The sequence below is a fragment of the Pseudomonas sp. NPDC079367 genome, from assembly GCF_044542195.1.
Lineage (GTDB): Bacteria > Pseudomonadota > Gammaproteobacteria > Pseudomonadales > Pseudomonadaceae > Aquipseudomonas.
The window spans coordinates 16231-34707 of record NZ_JBITTW010000041.1 but is presented as its reverse complement, the minus strand read 5'-3'; the positions used below and the strand labels follow the sequence as shown (position 1 = coordinate 34707).

The 18477-nt window shown below is 61.2% G+C and carries 15 protein-coding genes; 13 read left to right on the top strand and 2 right to left on the bottom strand.

Annotated features, from left to right (window positions below):
- Nucleotides 1–75 precede the first annotated feature (75 nt).
- Genes ACIGDJ_RS23725 through ACIGDJ_RS23715 form a run of 3 tightly spaced genes read left to right on the top strand, consistent with a single transcriptional unit; the run spans nucleotide 76 to nucleotide 2532 of the window.
- Complete coding sequence (locus ACIGDJ_RS23725; protein WP_101160875.1) at nucleotides 76–1095, top strand: aminoglycoside phosphotransferase family protein; 1020 nt, start codon at nucleotides 76–78, stop codon at nucleotides 1093–1095.
- The gene (gene murU, locus ACIGDJ_RS23720; RefSeq protein ID WP_101160872.1) at nucleotides 1092–1763 is read left to right on the top strand and encodes an N-acetylmuramate alpha-1-phosphate uridylyltransferase MurU; all 672 of its coding nucleotides are present in this window, start codon (nucleotides 1092–1094) and stop codon (nucleotides 1761–1763) included. Before ACIGDJ_RS23725 ends, murU begins: the two co-directional genes overlap by 4 nt.
- Before the next feature lies 1 nt (nucleotide 1764).
- Nucleotides 1765–2532: a TerB family tellurite resistance protein gene (locus tag ACIGDJ_RS23715; protein ID WP_101160870.1), complete on the top strand. Its 768-nt coding sequence runs from the start codon at nucleotides 1765–1767 to the stop codon at nucleotides 2530–2532.
- A 136-nt stretch (nucleotides 2533–2668) separates the two neighbouring features.
- On the opposite strand, the gene ACIGDJ_RS23710 is transcribed toward ACIGDJ_RS23715, so the two are convergent.
- A complete protein-coding gene (locus ACIGDJ_RS23710; protein WP_397479791.1) occupies nucleotides 2669–3655 on the bottom strand; it encodes an alpha/beta hydrolase family protein in 987 nt (328 codons plus the stop codon).
- Between the two features lie 73 nt (nucleotides 3656–3728).
- Here ACIGDJ_RS23710 and ACIGDJ_RS23705 point away from each other — a divergent pair, with 73 nt between their 5' ends.
- The 10 genes from ACIGDJ_RS23705 to trpE all read left to right on the top strand — a co-directional run bounded on the left by ACIGDJ_RS23705 (nucleotide 3729) and on the right by trpE (nucleotide 16154).
- The gene (locus ACIGDJ_RS23705) at nucleotides 3729–6122 is read left to right on the top strand and encodes a PAS domain S-box protein (RefSeq protein ID WP_397479792.1); all 2394 of its coding nucleotides are present in this window, start codon (nucleotides 3729–3731) and stop codon (nucleotides 6120–6122) included.
- 102 nt (nucleotides 6123–6224) lie between these two features.
- Nucleotides 6225–6854, top strand: coding sequence for a response regulator transcription factor (locus ACIGDJ_RS23700; protein ID WP_003228820.1), 630 nt, complete (start codon nucleotides 6225–6227; stop codon nucleotides 6852–6854).
- A gap of 322 nt (nucleotides 6855–7176) precedes the next feature.
- A complete protein-coding gene (locus tag ACIGDJ_RS23695) occupies nucleotides 7177–8301 on the top strand; it encodes an ABC transporter ATP-binding protein (RefSeq protein ID WP_101160862.1) in 1125 nt (374 codons plus the stop codon).
- Between the two features lie 48 nt (nucleotides 8302–8349).
- Entirely contained in the window at nucleotides 8350–9393 is a 1044-nt protein-coding gene (locus tag ACIGDJ_RS23690; RefSeq protein WP_313005116.1) for an ABC transporter substrate-binding protein, read from the top strand.
- Nucleotides 9394–9573: 180 nt separating this feature from the next.
- Nucleotides 9574–10821 (top strand): ABC transporter permease, encoded by a 1248-nt coding sequence (locus tag ACIGDJ_RS23685; protein ID WP_397479793.1) that lies wholly within the window; start codon nucleotides 9574–9576, stop codon nucleotides 10819–10821.
- A gap of 12 nt (nucleotides 10822–10833) precedes the next feature.
- Nucleotides 10834–11658, top strand: coding sequence for an ABC transporter permease (locus ACIGDJ_RS23680; RefSeq protein ID WP_101160854.1), 825 nt, complete (start codon nucleotides 10834–10836; stop codon nucleotides 11656–11658).
- A 192-nt stretch (nucleotides 11659–11850) separates the two neighbouring features.
- Entirely contained in the window at nucleotides 11851–12999 is a 1149-nt protein-coding gene (locus ACIGDJ_RS23675; protein WP_397479794.1) for an iron-containing alcohol dehydrogenase, read from the top strand.
- 114 nt (nucleotides 13000–13113) lie between these two features.
- Nucleotides 13114–13788 carry a ribulose-phosphate 3-epimerase gene (gene rpe / locus ACIGDJ_RS23670; RefSeq protein ID WP_397479795.1) on the top strand — a complete coding sequence of 225 codons (675 nt, stop codon included), beginning with the start codon at nucleotides 13114–13116 and terminating at the stop codon, nucleotides 13786–13788.
- On the top strand, nucleotides 13785–14603 hold the full coding sequence (locus ACIGDJ_RS23665) for a phosphoglycolate phosphatase (RefSeq protein ID WP_101160848.1): 819 nt from the start codon (nucleotides 13785–13787) through the stop codon (nucleotides 14601–14603). Before rpe ends, ACIGDJ_RS23665 begins: the two co-directional genes overlap by 4 nt.
- Before the next feature lie 69 nt (nucleotides 14604–14672).
- Nucleotides 14673–16154, top strand: a complete 1482-nt coding sequence (gene trpE / locus ACIGDJ_RS23660; protein ID WP_101160845.1) for an anthranilate synthase component I — start codon at nucleotides 14673–14675, stop codon at nucleotides 16152–16154.
- Between the two features lie 170 nt (nucleotides 16155–16324).
- Here the strand turns inward: trpE and estP are convergent, their stop codons facing one another.
- Nucleotides 16325–18232 (bottom strand): esterase EstP, encoded by a 1908-nt coding sequence (gene estP, locus ACIGDJ_RS23655; protein ID WP_397479796.1) that lies wholly within the window; start codon nucleotides 18230–18232, stop codon nucleotides 16325–16327.
- Between the last annotated feature and the right edge of the window lie 245 nt (nucleotides 18233–18477).

Sequence of the window (18477 nt, the reverse complement as noted above, 5' to 3'; positions counted from 1 at the left end):
CTCGATGGTCTGAAAAAGATGCTGGATAATAAAGCATGACCCGCTTGACGGCTAGCGCCGTCGGAGACCCTTGCAATGCCTGATCAAGATGTACGCTTGCAACACCTGAAAGTTTGGCTTGATGAGCAGTTGGCAAAACTGTTTGCCGAGCAGGGCTGGGGCACCGTGCCCCCGGCCACGTTGACCGCAGCCAGCAGCGACGCGAGTTTCCGCCGCTACTTCCGCTGGCAGGGCGACGGTCGCAGCTTCGTCGTGATGGACGCACCGCCACCGCAGGAAAACTGCAAACCGTTCGTGGATATCGCCTTTTTACTGGCGAAATCCGGAATTAATGTGCCGAAAATTTACGCCGAAGACCTCGAGCGCGGTTTTCTTCTGCTCAATGACCTGGGCAACAAGACCTATCTCGACGTGATCGATGGCGAAAATGCCGACGCGTTATTCCACGACGCCTTGCAAGCGCTGTTGGCTTTTCAACAGCTGCCGATGGTTGCGCCGTTACCCAGTTATGACGTTGCCTTGTTGCGCCGTGAGCTGGAGTTGTTCCCGGAGTGGTACGTCAAGCATGAGTTGGGCGTCGAGTTCGATGCGGCCCAGCAGCAACAGTGGCAGCACATCAGCGAGCTGCTGATCGACAGCGCGCTGGCGCAGCCGAAAGTGCTGGTGCACCGCGACTACATGCCGCGCAACCTGATGCTCAGCGAGCCGAACCCTGGCGTGCTGGATTTCCAGGACGCGGTGTACGGCCCGGTGACTTACGACGTGACTTGCCTGTTCAAGGATGCCTTCCTCAGTTGGCCGGAAGAACGCGTGCGCGGCTGGCTGGAAAGTTATTGGCAGCAAGCCTCGGCGCTGGACATTCCGGTGCAGACCGATTTCGAAGAATTCCTGCGCGCCAGCGACCTGATGGGCGTGCAGCGTCACCTCAAAGTCATCGGCATCTTCGCGCGCATCTGCCACCGCGATGGCAAGCCACGCTATCTGGCGGACGTGCCGCGCTTCTTCTCTTATATAGAAGCCGTGATCGCGCGCCGTCCCGAACTGGCGGAGCTGCAAGCGCTGTTCAGCAGCCTGCGTGCTGGAGCGACGGCATGAAGGCAATGATTCTGGCGGCGGGTAAAGGCGAGCGCATGCGCCCGCTGACCCTGACGACGCCGAAACCGCTGGTGCGTGCCGGTGGCGTGCCGCTGATCGAGTATCACCTGCGTGCCCTCGCGGCCGCAGGTTTCAACGAAATTGTCATCAACCACGCCTGGCTCGGTCAGCAGATCGAGGATTATCTGGGCGACGGTTCGCGTTTCGGCCTGAGCATCCAGTATTCGCCGGAGGGCGAGCCGCTGGAAACCGGTGGCGGGATTTTCCGCGCGCTGCCGCTGCTCGGTGACGATGCGTTTCTGGTGGTGAATGGCGATATCTGGACCGATTACGACTTCAGCGTGTTGCACCAGCCGGGCAATGGCCTGGCGCATCTGGTGCTGGCGGATAATCCGGCGCACCACCCGAAAGGTGATTTCACCCTGATCGACGGCAAGGTGCAGGACGGTGAGCCTGGCGCGCAAACGCTGACTTACAGTGGTATCGCCGTGCTCCATCCGCAATTGTTCGATGGCTGCAGCGATGGCGCTTTCAAACTCGCGCCGCTGTTGCGCAAAGCGATGGCCGCCGGCGAAGTGACGGGTGAGCGTCTGAAAGGGCATTGGGTGGATGTCGGCACCCATGAACGCTTGGCCGAAGCTGAAGCCCTGATAGAAGCGAGTCGCTGAAATGCTGTGGCCAGGGACTCTGATTGGAGCCGGAGTGGGCTATGCGATTGCCAGCATTCCGGGGGCCATGCTTGGGGCGTTGTTGGGACAGGCGCTGGATCGGCGCCTGCACCTGCAGAGCTGGGGACACTTACGCGAAAAGCTCGGCGGCCGGCCGATGCTGCGCAACGACGAACTGCTGTTCGTGTTGCTCGGGCGTCTGGCCAAGAGCGATGGGCGTGTCACTGACGGGCATATCCAGCAGGCACGCAATGAAATGCGCTCACTGGAAATGAGCGAGCCGGCGACGCGGCGGGCCATTGCCGCATTCAATCGCGGCAAGTCCGGCAGCGACAATCTGCGCGGCTATCTGCGCCGCTTGAGTGCGCAACCGCATGCAGCCGAAGGTGTGTTGCGCGCCTGTTGGCGCATGGTCTGGGCCGATGGTCGCGCCGGGGTCAGCGAACGCGAGTTGCTGGCGCAGTGGGGCAAGTGGCTGGGCTGGACGCCGCAGCAGGTGCAGGCATTGGCCAACGATTATGAACCGGGCAAGCGGCCGATTGTCAGTGCAGCGGTGAGTTATCAGGAGGCGATGAAATTGCTTGGGGTGTCGGCGAGCAGCGAGCCGGCGCAGATCAAGCGCGCTTACCGACGTTTGCTCAGTCGCCATCACCCGGACAAGATCGCCGGCAGCGGCGCGACCCCGGCGCAGGTGCGTGAGGCGACCGAACGTACGCGGGAATTGCACCATGCCTATACGTTGATTCGCGAGCGGCGGGATTTTCGCTGACCCTTGAAGATGTGGCGCCTGCAAGGGCCCCTTCGCGAGCAAGCCCGCTCCCACATTTAGCCGTGTTCTATCTGAAGGAACAGGGGTGAATGTGGGAGCGGGCTTGCTCGCGAATCAGGGCGACTCGGTGTGACAGTCAGTCAACAGCCTGAGGGTTCAACCAACCCCGCACCCGCCGAAACAGTTGTTCCTGCTCGGCCTTTTTGTCCGGCAACACCTTCAGCGCCACTTGGCTGAACGCCGAGGTCTTCAGGCGTTTGCTCGCCTGCATGCGCTCCAGCGCCGCATTGCGATCGAGCGCTTTGTCCATGTAGAAAATATCTACCGTGGGCAGCTTCAGTGTCGGCGTCAGTTCGGCGAGTGGCGGCAGGGCCTTGGCCGGTGCCTGCGCATCAACCATCACCAGCTTCTCCACCTGCGGCGTCTGCCGCTCACTGAGAAAACGCGCCGCCCAGTAGGCGCCGGTGCCATGCCCGAGCACGACGATGCTGCGCGCGCTCTGCTGTTCGGCGTAGGCAATCGCTGCGTCGATGCGCCCGAAGATGCGATCGGCATCGGCTTTGGCCTGTTCTTCGCTGGTTTCGGCGACCACCTGTTCGGCAACTTCCGCTTCACCGCCAGCGGCTTGTTCGATCGGTTGTGCGGTGGTGGCGTCTTTGCTTGCGGTTTCCGGGGCTTTCGGCGCGGCGGCCGGTTCGATTACGCGCGGAGCAATGGCGTCGCCTTGCAGATCCGGCAGGGTGATACTCAGGCTGCTCCACTCGACGTCCGGCAATTTGCGTCGCAACGGGCCGACTGCCTGCGGCCAGTCAGCGGTTTCGCCGGCACCGGGAACGATGATCACCGCACCTTTGGGTTCGGCGCTGTTGGCCGGTTTCCACAGGGCGAGGAAAGTGTCGCTGCCAGCCTGCAGTTGTTGCTGCTCTTGCGCCGGCAGTTTACGTTGCAGTGCGGCGGCCTCTTCCTGGCTACGCTCAAGCAGTGGCTGGCGCTCGGCCGGCTTTTCTTCGGCGGGTTTATCCGTGGCGGCAGGCGCCGGGTCGGCGGCTTCGACGGAAAACGCACAAGGCAGGATCAGCGACAGGCACAATGCTGGCAGTGCCAGGCGGTAGACAGAGGGCATCGGTTATTCCAGGCCAGAAAGTATCCCGGCAGCCTAATGGGTTGGTCAGAATTTGTCAGTGTATGAGACTTCAATGAAGCGATTTTGCTGCCTGTGGGTTATCGGCTGTTTGTGGTTTCCCTTGATGGGCTGGGCGGCGCCTGCGCCACCGGCTCATGCCGCGCAATTGTCGCCAGAGCAGCAGCAATGGCTGGCGCAGCACAACGAATTGCGCGTCGGCCTGGTCTTGCAAGCGCCCTACGCGACCTACGATCGGCGCCTGCAGCGATTGTCCGGAGCCAATGTCGAGTTGATGAAACTGCTGGCCAAAACTCTGGGCGTGGAACTGAGCTGGCGCAACTTTCAGGATCTCGGTACACTGGAAAATGCGTTGCGCGAGGGCGAGATCGACATCGCCCCGGGCCTGAGCCAGACCCCGAGCGCGCTGCGCCTCTGGCTGTTTTCCGACCCGTACATGCGCGTGCCGCAACTGGTGGTCAGCGACCAGAAAAGCAGCGGTGCGGTCGATCTGGAAAAGCTCGACAGCCAGACTCGCGTCGCCGTACGCATGCCGAGCAGCACCGCCGATTATCTGCGCAGCAACTATCCACACCTGAATCTGCAAGGCGTGCCGCTGGAGCGTCAGGCCTTGCAGTTGCTGCTGAGTCAGCAGGCCTCCTACGCGGTGATCGACGAAGCGCAGTTGGGCCGGCTGTCGGTGGAGCCGGAGTTCGCCGAACTGGTGGTGGTCGGCGATATCGGCCTGCCGCAATTGCTGCGCGTGGCCTCGCGGCGCGACTGGCCGGAACTGGCCGGCATCGTCCAGAGTGGCTTGCGCGCAATACCGGCCAAGGACCTGGAACAACTGCACAACCAATGGCTGCAGCCAAAATATCCGCGGCTGACCGAGTCGCCGGGGTTCTGGCAGAACCTCAGCCTGTTGTTCGCGGTGATGCTGCTCAGTTGCGCGGCGATCGTGTTCTGGCAGCGGCGCCAACAGCACAACCTTGAACAGCGCCTGCTCAGCGCCCGCGAAGACATCGCGATGCGCACGGCCAGTGAAGAAGCGCTGCGGCTGACGCAGTTTTCTATCGATCAAAGCACCGTCGGCATTCTCTGGGTCAATTGGGACAGCCATGTGCGCTACGCCAACCGCGCGGCGGAAAACATGCTCGGTTATCCCTCGGGCGGGCTGATTGAACGGCCGCTGATCGATTTCGAGCCCGGCCTGCACATGGACCGCTGGCTCAATCTGTGGAAGCGTGCACGGGCCAGTGAAGAGGGGCCGCTGAGTTTCGAAACCAGTTGCCTGCGCGCCGATGGCAGCGTGTTACCGGCGGACGTGTCTTTGAGTTTTCTGCGTTTTCGCGACAGTGAATATCTGGTGGTCTACCTCACCGACGTTACCGACCGCCGGCGCGCGCTCGCCGCTTTGCAGGAAAGCGAAGCACGCTTGCAAGGCATTGCCGCCAACGTTCCGGGCCTGGTGTTTCGGCTGGAGCGGGCGCCGGTCACCGGGCAGATCGATTTTGCCTACATCAGCGAGGGCAGCGAAACTCTGGTCGGTTACGCGCCGGCCGCCATCGCTCATCGCGACATGGGCCTGCGCAGTCTGGTACACCCCGACGACAAGGCCAGTTATCACCGCACCCAGGATCAGGCACTGGATACCGACAGCGACTGGTCTTGGCAGGGCCGCATCGTCACCCGCCAGGGCGAGCAGCGCTGGGCCGAGATCAAGGCAATCACCCGGCAACTGGAGGACGGCGCCTACGTGTGGGACGGCATTGTCTGGGACATCAGCGAAAGCAAGCGCATCGAGCTTGAACTGGCCGCCTCGCGCGAGCAATTGCGCGAACTGTCGGCGCACCTTGAAAGCGTGCGCGAAGAAGAGAAGGCGCGCATCGCCCGCGAAGTCCATGATGAGCTGGGGCAGATGCTCACCGTGCTGAAACTGGAAACTTCGATGTGCGAACTGGCTTATGCGCAACTCGATCCGGGTCTGCAGGAGCGGCTCAACAGCATGAAACGCCTGATCGCGCAGTTGTTTCAGTTGGTCCGTGATGTGGCGACGGCGTTGCGCCCGCCGATTCTTGATGCCGGCATTGCCTCGGCGATCGAGTGGCAGGCGCGACGCTTCGAGGCACGCACGCAGATACCGTGTCTGGTGCAGGTGCCGGATAACCTGCCGGCGCTCAGCGATGCCAAAGCGGTGGGGCTGTTCAGGATTTTGCAGGAGGCGCTGACCAACGTGATGCGTCATGCCCAGGCGCATACGGTGGAGTTGACGCTGGCGCTTGCGAGCGACGAATTGTGCCTTACGGTCAGCGATGATGGCGTAGGATTTGTCGCCGCCGAGGGTCGGCCGACGTCATTTGGCCTGGTCGGCATGCGTGAACGGGTGCTGATCATGGGCGGGCGGCTGGAGCTGGTGAGCGAGCCGGGGGAGGGCACCAGTCTTAAGGTGTGGGTGCCTGTAGATCGCTAAAAGATCGCAGCCTTCGGCAGCTCCTGCACTGATCGCAGACCCCTGTAGGAGCTGCCGAAGGCTGCGATCTTTTCGCTTCATGCAAATATCGAGGAAATCCAAGTGATCCGAGTATTGGTAGCCGAAGACCACACTATCGTCCGCGAGGGCATCAAGCAATTGATCGGCCTGGCCAAGGATCTGCAAGTGGTGGGAGAGGCGAGCAACGGTGAGCAACTGCTCGAAACCCTGCGCAGCGTGCCGTGCGAGGTGGTGCTGCTGGACATCTCCATGCCCGGCGTCAACGGCCTGGAAGCGATCCCGCGTATCCGCGCGCTGAACAATCCGCCAGCGATTCTGGTGCTGTCGATGCACGACGAAGCGCAAATGGCCGCGCGCGCATTGAAGGTCGGCGCGGCCGGGTATGCGACCAAGGACAGCGACCCGGCGCTGCTGCTCACGGCGATCCGCAAAGTTGCGGCGGGCGGGCGCTACATTGACCCGGAGCTGGCCGACCGCATGGTTTTCGAAGTTGGCCTGACCGATACCCGGCCGCTGCATTCGCTGTTGTCGGAGCGCGAATTCTCGGTGTTCGAGCGCCTGGCCCAGGGCGCCAACGTCAACGACATCGCTCAACAACTGGCCCTGAGCAGCAAGACCATCAGCACCCATAAAGCGCGGCTGATGCAGAAACTCAACATCACCTCGCTGGCCGAACTGGTGAAATATGCGATGGAGCACAAACTCCTCTGAACCCGCCCGCCCCTGTAGGAGCTGCCGAAGGCTGCGATCTTTTGATCTTATAAACAGCAAGGTCAAAAGATCGCAGCCTTCGGCAGCTCCTACATGAGACCGCGTTGGCATATCTGTTAGCGACAGACGCTTTTGCCTGTACTTGCAGCTTGCAGTTCACCGCTTGGCACTGCTTTATCCATTAGCGCCATCCTTGTAGGGCGATCCCTACACCCAACCTTCCATTGCGCTTAAGCCATTCTCTCCTGCGCCCCGATTTGCGTGGCTGGCGCCAGCCACTAGGCTTGATGAACAAGCAGTCATCAACAACAAAGGTGTGGGTATGAGCCAGGTCGATACAAGCGCAGGGACCAGTGATGTGCTGGTCAGCTTTCGTGGTGTGCAGAAGAGCTACGACGGCGAGAACCTGATCGTCAAAGACCTCAACCTGGACATTCGCAAAGGCGAATTCCTCACCCTGCTCGGGCCGTCCGGTTCCGGCAAGACCACCAGCCTGATGATGCTCGCCGGTTTTGAAACACCGACCGCCGGCGAAATCCTCTTGGCCGGGCGTTCGATCAACAACGTGCCGCCGCACAAGCGCGACATCGGCATGGTGTTCCAGAACTACGCGTTGTTCCCGCACATGACCGTGGCGGAAAACCTCGCCTTCCCGCTGACCGTGCGTGGCTTGAACAAAAGCGACGTCAGTGAGCGGGTGAAGAAAGTCCTCAGCATGGTCCAACTCGACGCGTTCGCTTCGCGCTATCCGGCGCAGTTGTCCGGTGGTCAGCAACAGCGTGTGGCACTGGCCCGCGCTTTGGTGTTCGAGCCGCAACTGGTGTTGATGGACGAACCGTTGGGCGCCCTCGACAAGCAGTTGCGCGAACACATGCAGATGGAAATCAAGCACCTGCACCAGCGCCTCGGCGTGACGGTGGTCTACGTGACCCACGATCAGGGTGAAGCGCTGACCATGTCTGATCGTGTCGCCGTGTTCCATCAAGGCGAGATCCAGCAGATCGCGCCGCCGCGCACGCTTTACGAAGAGCCGAAAAACACCTTCGTCGCCAACTTCATCGGCGAGAACAACCGCCTCAACGGTCGTCTGCTCAGCCAGAGCGGCGAGCGCTGCGTGGTCGAGCTGGGCCGTGGCGAAAAGGTCGAGGCGCTGGCGGTCAATGTCGGCCAGACCGGCGAGCCAGTGACCCTCTCGATCCGTCCGGAGCGGGTCAGCCTCAACGGTTCGAGCGATCAATGCGTCAACCGCTTCTCAGGGAGGGTGGCGGAATTCATCTATCTGGGCGACCACGTCCGGGTGCGCCTGGAAGTCTGCGGCAAGACCGACTTCTTCGTGAAACAACCGATTGCCGAGCTTGATCCAGCGCTTAGCGTCGGCGACGTGGTACCGCTTGGCTGGCAGGTTGAGCACGTTCGTGCGCTCGATCCGCTTTTAGAGGCGCACTAAGCGCCCCGGCAATACCAACACCAACCCTGCACGTGGAGAGAACAATAAATGTTGAGATCCCTGAAGTTCACCGCCCTGACCCTGGGCCTGATGGGTGCGAGCGGCGCGATGGCTGCCGGCCCGGATTTGACCGTGGTGTCGTTTGGCGGGGCGAACAAGGCAGCGCAAGTCAAAGCCTTCTATGCACCGTGGGAAGCGGCGGGCAACGGCAAGATCGTTGCCGGTGAGTACAACGGCGAAATGGCCAAGGTCAAAGCCATGGTCGACACCAAGAGCGTGTCCTGGGATCTGGTCGAAGTGGAATCGCCAGAGCTGTCCCGTGGTTGCGACGAAGACATGTTCGAACAACTCGACCCGGCGCTGTTCGGCAAGACCGAAGACTACGTCAAAGGCGCGATTCAGCCGTGCGGCGTAGGCTTCTTCGTCTGGTCGACCGTCCTGGCGTACAACGCCGACAAACTGAAAACCGCACCCACAAGCTGGGCGGATTTCTGGGATACGAAGAAATTCCCCGGCAAGCGCGGCCTGCGCAAAGGCGCCAAGTACACCCTCGAATTCGCGCTGATGGCCGATGGTGTGGCACCGAAAGATGTCTACAAAGAGCTGGCGAGCAAGGGCGGCCAGGATCGCGCCTTCAAGAAACTCGATGAGCTCAAGCCAAGCATTCAGTGGTGGGAAGCCGGCGCGCAGCCGCCGCAATACCTCGCTTCCGGTGACGTGGTGATGAGCTCGGCCTACAACGGTCGCATCGCTGCGGTGCAGAAAGAATCCAACCTGAAAGTCGTGTGGAACGGCGGCATCTACGACTTCGACGCCTGGGCCATCCCGAAAGGTCTGGACGCCAAGCGTGCCGAAGCGGCGAAGAAATTCATCGCCTACTCGGTGCAGCCGCAGCAGCAGAAGACCTACTCGGAAAACATCGCTTACGGCCCGGCCAACACTCAAGCCGTACCGCTGTTGGCCAAGGACGTCCTGAAGGACATGCCGACCACCCCGGAAAACATCGCCAACCAGGTGCAGATCGACGTCAGCTTCTGGGCTGACAACGGTGAGCAACTGGAACAGCGCTTCAATTCCTGGGCCGCGAAGTAATCCTTCGCCCGGTAGGAGCTGCCGCAGGCTGCGATCTTTTGACTTTGCCTTTCAAGATCAAGAGATCGCAGCCTCGTTGCACTCGACAGCTCCTACAGGTGCGATGTGTTTCTTGTGTGTTGATGTAATGCGGTATCGCTATGTGTGATGCCGCCCATCCAAAGATTTACGGAGTACGTCATGGCCATCGCCGTTCCCCTGAACGAGGGCGCCAGCCCCACCTTGAAGCAGAAGCTCAGGCACGCCGAGCGGGTCAACCGCTGGAAAGCTCAGGCGCTGATTGCGCCGCTGGTGCTGTTTCTGTTGCTGGTGTTTCTGGTGCCGATCGTGGCGCTGCTCTACAAAAGCGTCGGCAACCCCGAAGTGGTTGGCGGCATGCCGCGCACCGTCACGGCCATTGCGAGTTGGAACGGCCGTGGCCTGCCTGCCGAGCCGGTGTACAAGGCTGCCAGCGAAGACCTCGCCGAGGCGCGTAAAAACCAGACGCTGGGCGATCTGTCCAAGCGCTTGAACATGGAGTTGGCCGGCTATCGCAGCCTGCTGACCAAAACTGCCCGGGCGCTGCCGTTCGCCAGCGAACCGGCTTCTTATAAAGAAGCGCTGGAAGCGCTCGACGAACGCTGGGGCGATCCGGCTTATTGGCAAGCGGTGAAGCGCAACACCAGCAGCATCACTCCTTATTACCTGCTGGCGGCGGTCGACCATCGTATCGACGACCTCGGCGAACTGGCCCCGGCTACGCCTGATCAGGCGATCTACCTCGACATCTTCGCTCGCACTTTCTGGATGGGCCTGGTCATTACGGTGATCTGCCTGCTGCTTGCTTATCCATTGGCCTACCTGCTGGCGAATCTGCCGTCGCGGCAGAGCAACCTGCTGATGATTCTGGTGCTGCTGCCGTTCTGGACCTCGATTCTGGTGCGGGTGGCGGCATGGATCGTACTGCTGCAATCGGGCGGCTTGATCAACAGTGCGCTGTTGGCGATGGGCATCATCGATAAACCGCTGGAACTGGTGTTCAACCGTACCGGCGTGTACATCTCGATGGTGCACATTCTGCTGCCGTTCATGATTTTGCCGATCTACAGCGTGATGAAAGGCATCTCGCCAACCTACATGCGCGCGGCGATTTCCCTCGGCTGCCACCCGTTCGCCAGTTTCTGGCGCGTGTACTTCCCGCAGACCTACGCCGGCGTCGGCGCCGGCTGCCTGTTGGTGTTCATCCTCGCCATTGGCTACTACATCACCCCGGCGCTGCTCGGCAGCCCGAACGACCAAATGGTCAGCTACTTCGTCGCCTTCTACACCAACACCAGCATCAACTGGGGCATGGCCACCGCGCTCGGCGGGCTGCTGTTGCTGGCGACCGTGGTGCTTTATCTGATCTACAGCTGGCTGGTCGGCGCCAGTCGCCTGCGCCTGAGCTAAGGGGAATTTGCGATGCTGAGTCCTTACATGTCGCCCATCGAACGGGTGTGGTTCTACAGCCTGCGGATCCTCTGCGGCCTGATCCTGTTGTTCCTGATCCTGCCGGTGCTGGTGATTATTCCGCTGTCGTTCAACTCGGGGAGTTTTCTGGTCTACCCGCTGCAGGGGTTCTCGCTGCAGTGGTATCACGACTTCTTCGCCTCGGCGGAGTGGATGCGCGCACTGAGGAACAGCATCATCGTCGCTCCGGCCGCGACGGTGCTGGCAATGATCTTCGGCACGCTGGCGGCGATCGGCCTGACCCGGGGCGACTTTCCCGGCAAATCGCTGGTGATGGCGCTGGTGATTTCGCCGATGGTGGTGCCGGTGGTGATCATCGGCGTGGCGAGTTATCTGTTCTTCGCGCCGCTGGGCCTGGGCAACAGCTTCTTTTCGCTGATCGTCGTGCACGCGGTGCTCGGTGTGCCGTTTGTAATCATCACCGTGTCGGCGACGTTGCAGGGCTTCAATCACAATCTGGTGCGCGCGGCTGCAAGTCTCGGTGCTTCGCCGCTGACCGCATTTCGCCGGGTGACCTTGCCGCTGATTGCGCCGGGGGTGATTTCCGGGGCGCTGTTTGCCTTTGCCACTTCTTTCGATGAAGTGGTGGTGACGCTGTTTCTCGCCGGGCCTGAGCAGGCGACATTGCCTCGGCAGATGTTCAGCGGGATTCGCGAAAACCTCAGCCCGACGATCGCCGCTGCGGCGACGTTGCTGATTGCCTTCTCCGTCATCCTGCTGCTGACGCTGGAATGGTTGCGTGGCCGCAGCGAAAAACTGCGTACTGCTCAGGTCTGACGCATTCCCTGTAGGAGCTGCCGAAGGCTGCGATCTTTTGATCCTGATCTTAAAAACAAAGATCAAAAGATCGCAGCCTTCGGCAGCTCCTACAGGGGTAGTTGTTGGTCATTCATGGAGTGAATAGCAGACAACCTCAAATCCCCAGCTAATCTTGCGCCCAGCTCCCACATCTATAAGAGGCTGCGCACCATGAGTCTGTCCCAGTTCAAAATCGCTCATAAACTGATCACCGGCGCCGCAGCCATCGAACAACTGGCCGCCGAGCTCACGCGTCTGAATATCGACAATCCGCTGATCGTCACCGACGCCGCGCTGGTCCAGTCCGGTACCGTCGAGCTGGCGTTGGCGCAACTTGGCGGGCGTGACTACGAGATTTTCGACCGAGTGCTGCCCGACCCGGAAATCGCCATTGTCGAAGACTGCATGCGCGCCTACCGCGACGGCGGGCATGACGGTTTGATCGGTCTCGGCGGCGGCAGTGCCATCGACATCGCCAAGAGTGTCGCCGCTTACGCCGGTTACCACGGGGCACTGGAGGACCTGTTCGGCGTCGATCAGGTGCCACGCAAAGGCCCGCCGCTGATTGCCATTCCCACCACCGCCGGAACTGGTTCCGAAGTCACCAATGTGGCGATCCTCTCGGACAAGGTCGCGCAGTTGAAGAAAGGCATCGTCAGCGACTATCTGTTGCCGGACGTCGCTCTGGTCAGCCCGCAAATGACCCTGACCTGCCCGCGCAGCGTCACCGCCGCCAGTGGTGTCGATGCACTGGTGCACGCCATCGAATCCTATCTGTCGGTGAATGCCTCGCCGATCACCGACTCCCTTGCCATCGGTGCGATCAAGCTGATCGCCAGGGCGCTGCCCAAGGCCTATGCCAACGGTGCCAATCTGCAAGCGCGTGAAGACATGGCCACCGCCAGCCTGATGGCCGGCATGGCGTTCGGTAACGCTGGCGTGGGCGCGGTGCATGCGCTGGCGTATCCGCTGGGCGGGCGCTTCAACATTGCCCACGGCGTCAGCAACGCCTTGCTGCTGCCCTATGTGATGACCTGGAACAAAATGGCCTGCCTCGAACGGATGCAGGATATTGCCGAAGCCATGGGGCTGAAGACTGCGCATCTGAGTGCGGCCGAAGCAGCCGACCAAGCCGTGCAGGCCATGACCGACTTGTGCGCGGCGGTGGAAATCCCCGCCGGGCTGCGCAGTTTTGGTGTGCCGGAGGAAGCGATCCCGGCGATGGCCGTGGAGGCCGCCGGCATCGAGCGTCTGATGCGCAACAACCCGCGCCAGCTCAGCGCCGTCGACATCGAAAAGATCTACCGCGCAGCCTACTGAGCTAGGCTCGCTGAGCGCTCATGGCACAACCCAATCATCGCGGTCCCGGTGCGCGCGTGGAAACTTGAGGTATACAATGCGCGCCATCGTGATTTAGCTCAGCACAGGTGCGTCATGCAGCCCTTCGTAATTGCTCCGTCGATCCTCTCCGCCGACTTCGCCCGCCTCGGCGAGGAAGTGGACAACGTTCTCGCCGCCGGCGCCGACTTCGTTCATTTCGACGTCATGGACAACCACTACGTGCCGAACCTGACGATCGGCCCGATGGTCTGCGCAGCACTGCGCAAGTACGGCGTCACCGCGCCGATCGACGCGCACCTGATGGTCAGCCCGGTGGATCGCATCGTTGGCGACTTCATCGAAGCCGGCGCCACCTACATCACCTTCCACCCGGAAGCCACGTTGCACGTCGATCGCTCGCTGCAATTGATCCGTGAAGGCGGCTGCAAGTCCGGCCTGGTAATCAACCCGGCGACCCCGCTGGACGTGCTCAAGTATGTGATCGACAAGGTCGACATGGTCCTGCTGATGAGCGTCAACCCAGGCTTCGGCGGGCAGAAGTTCATTCCCGGTACCCTCGACAAACTGCGCGAAGCGCGGGCGATCATCGATGCGTCGGGGCGTGACATCCGCCTGGAGATCGATGGCGGCGTCAACGTCAACAACATCCGCGAAATCGCTGCTGCTGGTGCTGATACCTTTGTCGCCGGCTCGGCCATTTTCAACGCGCCGAACTATCAGGAAGTCATCGACAAGATGCGTTCCGAACTGGCACTGGCGCGCCCATGAGCGGTTTTGAGCAGTTGTTCCCGGGGCAACTGCCACGGTTGGTGATGTTCGATCTGGATGGCACGCTGATCGATTCGGTTCCCGACCTGGCAGCGGCCGTGGACACCATGCTGCTCTCTCTCGGCCGCCCGCCTGCGGGCATCGAAGCGGTGCGCGAGTGGGTCGGCAATGGCGCGCCAGTGCTGGTGCGTCGGGCCTTGGCCGGTAGCATCGATCATTCGGCGGTGGATGATGCCGAGGCCGAGCGCGCGCTGGAAATCTTTATGGAAGCGTACGGCGCCAGCCATGAGCTGACCGTGGTCTATCCCGGTGTGCGCGACACGCTCAAGTGGCTGCACAAGCAAGGCGTGGCCATGGCGCTGATCACCAACAAGCCGGAGCGTTTCGTCGCGCCGCTGCTCGATCAGATGAAGATCGGGCGCTACTTCAAATGGATCATTGGCGGCGATACCTTGCCGCAGAAGAAGCCTGACCCGGCGGCGCTGTTTTTCGTGATGAAAATGGCCAACATTCCGGCCTCGCAATCGTTGTTCGTCGGCGACTCGCGCAGCGATGTGCAGGCGGCAAAAGCGGCGGGGGTCAAATGTGTGGCGCTGAGCTACGGCTACAACCATGGCCGGCCGATTGCCGAGGAATCCCCAGCGCTGGTGATCGACGATTTGCGCAAACTAATTCCCGGTTGCCTGGATCTGGCCGGTGGGATAACGTTGCCCGACGCTGTTCAACCCCCTTCTGGAAACGCCATCGTGGTGGTCACCCGCAAACTCTGGATGAAAGTCATCAAGGCCCTGGCCCGCTGGCGTTGGCGCGCCTGACTGATTCTGGCCGGCCTGCCGGCGCGTTTGCCTACCTGACCGATTACACCTCATTCCACGAGGCACCTCATGATCCGCGAAGAATTCCTGCGTCTGGCCGCTGACGGCTATAACCGCATTCCACTGGCCTGTGAAACCCTGGCCGACTTCGACACGCCGCTGTCGATCTACCTGAAACTGGCCGACCAGCCCAACACCTACCTGCTCGAATCGGTACAGGGCGGCGAGAAATGGGGCCGTTACTCGATGATCGGCCTGCCGTGCCGCACCGTTCTGCGTGTGCATGACCATCATGTCAGCATCACCGTTGACGGCATCGAAACCGAAAGCCACGACGTTGAAGATCCATTGGCCTTCGTCGAAACCTTCAAGGCGCGCTACAACGTGCCGACCATTGCCGGTCTGCCGCGTTTCAACGGTGGTCTGGTCGGTTACTTCGGTTACGACTGCGTGCGTTATGTCGAAAAACGTCTGGGCAAATGCCCGAATCCCGATCCGCTGGGCGTGCCGGACATTCTGCTGATGGTCTCCGACGCTGTTGTGGTGTTCGACAACCTCGCCAGCAAGATGCATGCGATCGTGCTGGCCGACCCGGCGCAGGCCGATGCCTTTGAACACGGTCAGGCGCGTTTGCAGGAACTGCTTGAGCAACTGCGCCAGCCGATCACCCCGCGTCGTGGCCTGGACTTCAGCAAACAGCAATCGGCCGATCCGGTGTTCCGCTCGAGTTTTACCCAGAACGATTACGAAAAAGCCGTCGACACCATCAAGGAATACATCCTTGCCGGCGACTGCATGCAGGTGGTGCCATCGCAGCGTATGTCGATCGACTTCAAGGCAGCGCCGATCGATCTGTACCGCGCGCTGCGCTGCTTCAACCCGACGCCGTACATGTATTTTTTCAACTTTGGTGATTTCCATGTCGTTGGCAGTTCGCCGGAAGTGCTGGTGCGCGTCGAAGACAACCTGATCACCGTACGCCCGATCGCCGGCACGCGCCCACGCGGCGCGACCGAAGAAGCCGATGCTGCGCTGGAGCAAGATCTGCTCTCGGATGACAAGGAGATCGCCGAGCACTTGATGCTGATCGATCTGGGCCGCAACGATACCGGGCGCGTCTCGGAAATCGGCTCGGTGAAGCTCACCGAAAAAATGGTCATCGAGCGTTATTCCAATGTCATGCACATTGTCTCCAACGTCACCGGCCAGTTGAAGGCGGGCCTGACCGCGATGGACGCGCTGCGGGCGATTCTGCCAGCGGGTACGTTGTCCGGGGCACCGAAGATTCGCGCGATGGAAATCATCGACGAGCTCGAGCCGGTCAAGCGCGGTGTGTACGGGGGTGCGGTCGGTTACTTTGCCTGGAACGGCAACATGGATACTGCCATTGCCATTCGTACGGCGGTGATCAAGAACGGCGAACTGCACGTGCAGGCCGGCGGCGGCATCGTCGCCGATTCGGTGCCGGCGCTGGAATGGGAAGAAACCCTGAACAAACGCCGCGCGATGTTCCGCGCCGTCGCCCTGGCCGAGCAGACCCCGGACGCCTGAGCCCACAACCGACCCCTGTGGGCGCGGGCTTGCTCGCGAAAGCGGTGGATCAGTCGACCTTTACATCAACTGACCGAATGCATTCGCGAGCAAGCCCGCTCCCCCATTCGATTTGTGTGTAGCCAAAAAAAGCGGCGCCCTGACAGGCGCCGCTTTTTTGCATCTACGACTCAGAAATCCAGCACAACCCCGACATTCAATCCCTGCTGCTTGAAGTCATCATCCTTACGGAACGTATAACCCCCACGCAACGCCAGATCCGCCGTCAGCTTGTGACTGACACCCAGGCTCAAGCGGTTCAGGTGACTGGCCGGCGTGTAGCCTTCAAGGGTGAAGTCATTGGCCGGCAGGGTATTGAGCGCGATATTGACCTTCTGCACGTCATCTTCGTACTCACGCTCGTGAGCGTATTCGCCGTACACCTGAGTCTGCGCGGTGAAGTTGTACTTGCCCTGAATCCCCAGGCCCAGACGTTTCGAATCGCGGCTCTGGTCGTCGAAGGTCAGCGCCGTGGCGCGGTTGCTCTTTTCCGAGTAACCGTCGACATCGACACTGGCGTAATCGGCGCTTACAAACGGCGACAGATGCCATTGGCTGCCCGGTTGCGCAATGTCATAACCCAGGCGCGTGCTGAACGCCCACAGGCTGCCGTCGGTATCGCCTTTCTCCGCACCCTCGCTGGCGCCGAGGTCGAACTTGCGCTTGAGGTTGTCGTAGTCGAGTTTGCCGCCGGTCAGCGCGGCGTCGGCCCACCAGCGGTTCTGCTGGAACTGGGCGAACGCGGTGGCCATGTAGCTGTTGAGTTTGTAATCGGAGTCGTTGTGGCCGGCCTCAAGATTCTGCCGGTACAAACCGGCCGCCACGCCCACGCGCCAGGCTTCGTTGAGACGATAGCTGCCACCGACATTGAGGTTATAACCGCTGCCATCGGCACTGGCGGCGCTGTTTTGGCTGTCGACATCCAGACGCTGTCCGCCGGCCGAGACAATAGCGCGCCATTGGCCGACCGCCTGCCAGTTTTCCCAATCCGCCTGCCACTGGTTACGCAATTCATCCTGATGCGCGCGCACGGTGCCGTGAGCCATTTCCGGCAACAGGCTCAATTCCCATGGTGCTGCGAGCAGGGAGTAGGCGTAATCGGCGATCAGTTTTTGTCCGGATTCGGTCGGGTGCACGCCATCGTTGTAGATCAGTTTGGTCGGATCTGGCGTGGCGCTGTTGATTCCGTATCGGGCGTTCTCAGGGCAGCCGCCGCCGCTGAAACAGGTGGCGGTCAGGTTCTGGTCAGTCGCCAGACCGAAGCGCCCCGGGTCGGCGAAGACTTCCGAGAGCAGCACCGGAATGTTCAGCGGAATGACTTCGGCGTTGATGCCTTGCAGGCGCGTCACCAACTGGCTGTTGAACTGGTTGGCCAGGGTGCTGCTGAACGCTTGCAGCGGCGTGCCGTTGAGTGCCGGGGTCAGGCCCACGTCTGGCAGCAGCCAGACCATCACGTATTTCGCGCCGGCGGTCTGCAGCGTCTGCACGCTGTCGGCCAGGCGATCGGCTGCGGCGTTGGCCTGGGGCAGGCTCAAAATGCGGCCCTGGAGGAAATCGTTGCCACCTCCGGAAATGTAGTACAGCGCATTCGGGTCGGCGCGAAAGCCGTTTGATGGCAGATAACCGGGGCGCGTGCGTTCGCCGGTGGCCGATTGGGTGGTGATCGAGTCGAGAATCTGGTCGGTGCGATAGCCGCCGACCGCCCAGTTGTTGCCGTCGGGCTGGCCGTTTTCCGCACGCACGGCGGAACTGGAAGAGGCTGTCTGGTCCGGCGAATAGCCCAGGCGCCCGCCAAGCAGCTGTGTGGAATTCAATGAATACACTTCGCCGCTGCCGTCCTGATACACCGGCCCGGTGCGGTTGGTGTAGCGCTCGGTGGAACCCGCCGGGCCGCCTGTGTCGGCGAAGGTGCCGGCATCGTTGAGGCTATCGCCGAACACAATGAAACTGGAATAAGGATTGGGCGCTGCATTGGCCTGGGCGCACGCGAGTGCGAGCACGCAGCTGGCCAGCGGTACAAACAACGTCTGTCTGATCATGAGCAAGTCCGTTTATTTATTGTTGTAGGTGAACGAAACGACAGTACCAAAAACGTTCGGCATTTTGCCATCGGTCGCGAATCCTTCCGCCGTTTTATAACCCGCAGGCCCCGCCATATTGCACGCTCCGCCCAGCTAAGTTACTGTGCCGGAACGTATGAACGAGACCTTCCCCGTGTTGATCACCAGCAAACTTCTGGATCAAGTCATCAAGGCTCACGCCCGCTGGCGTTGGCGCGCCTGAA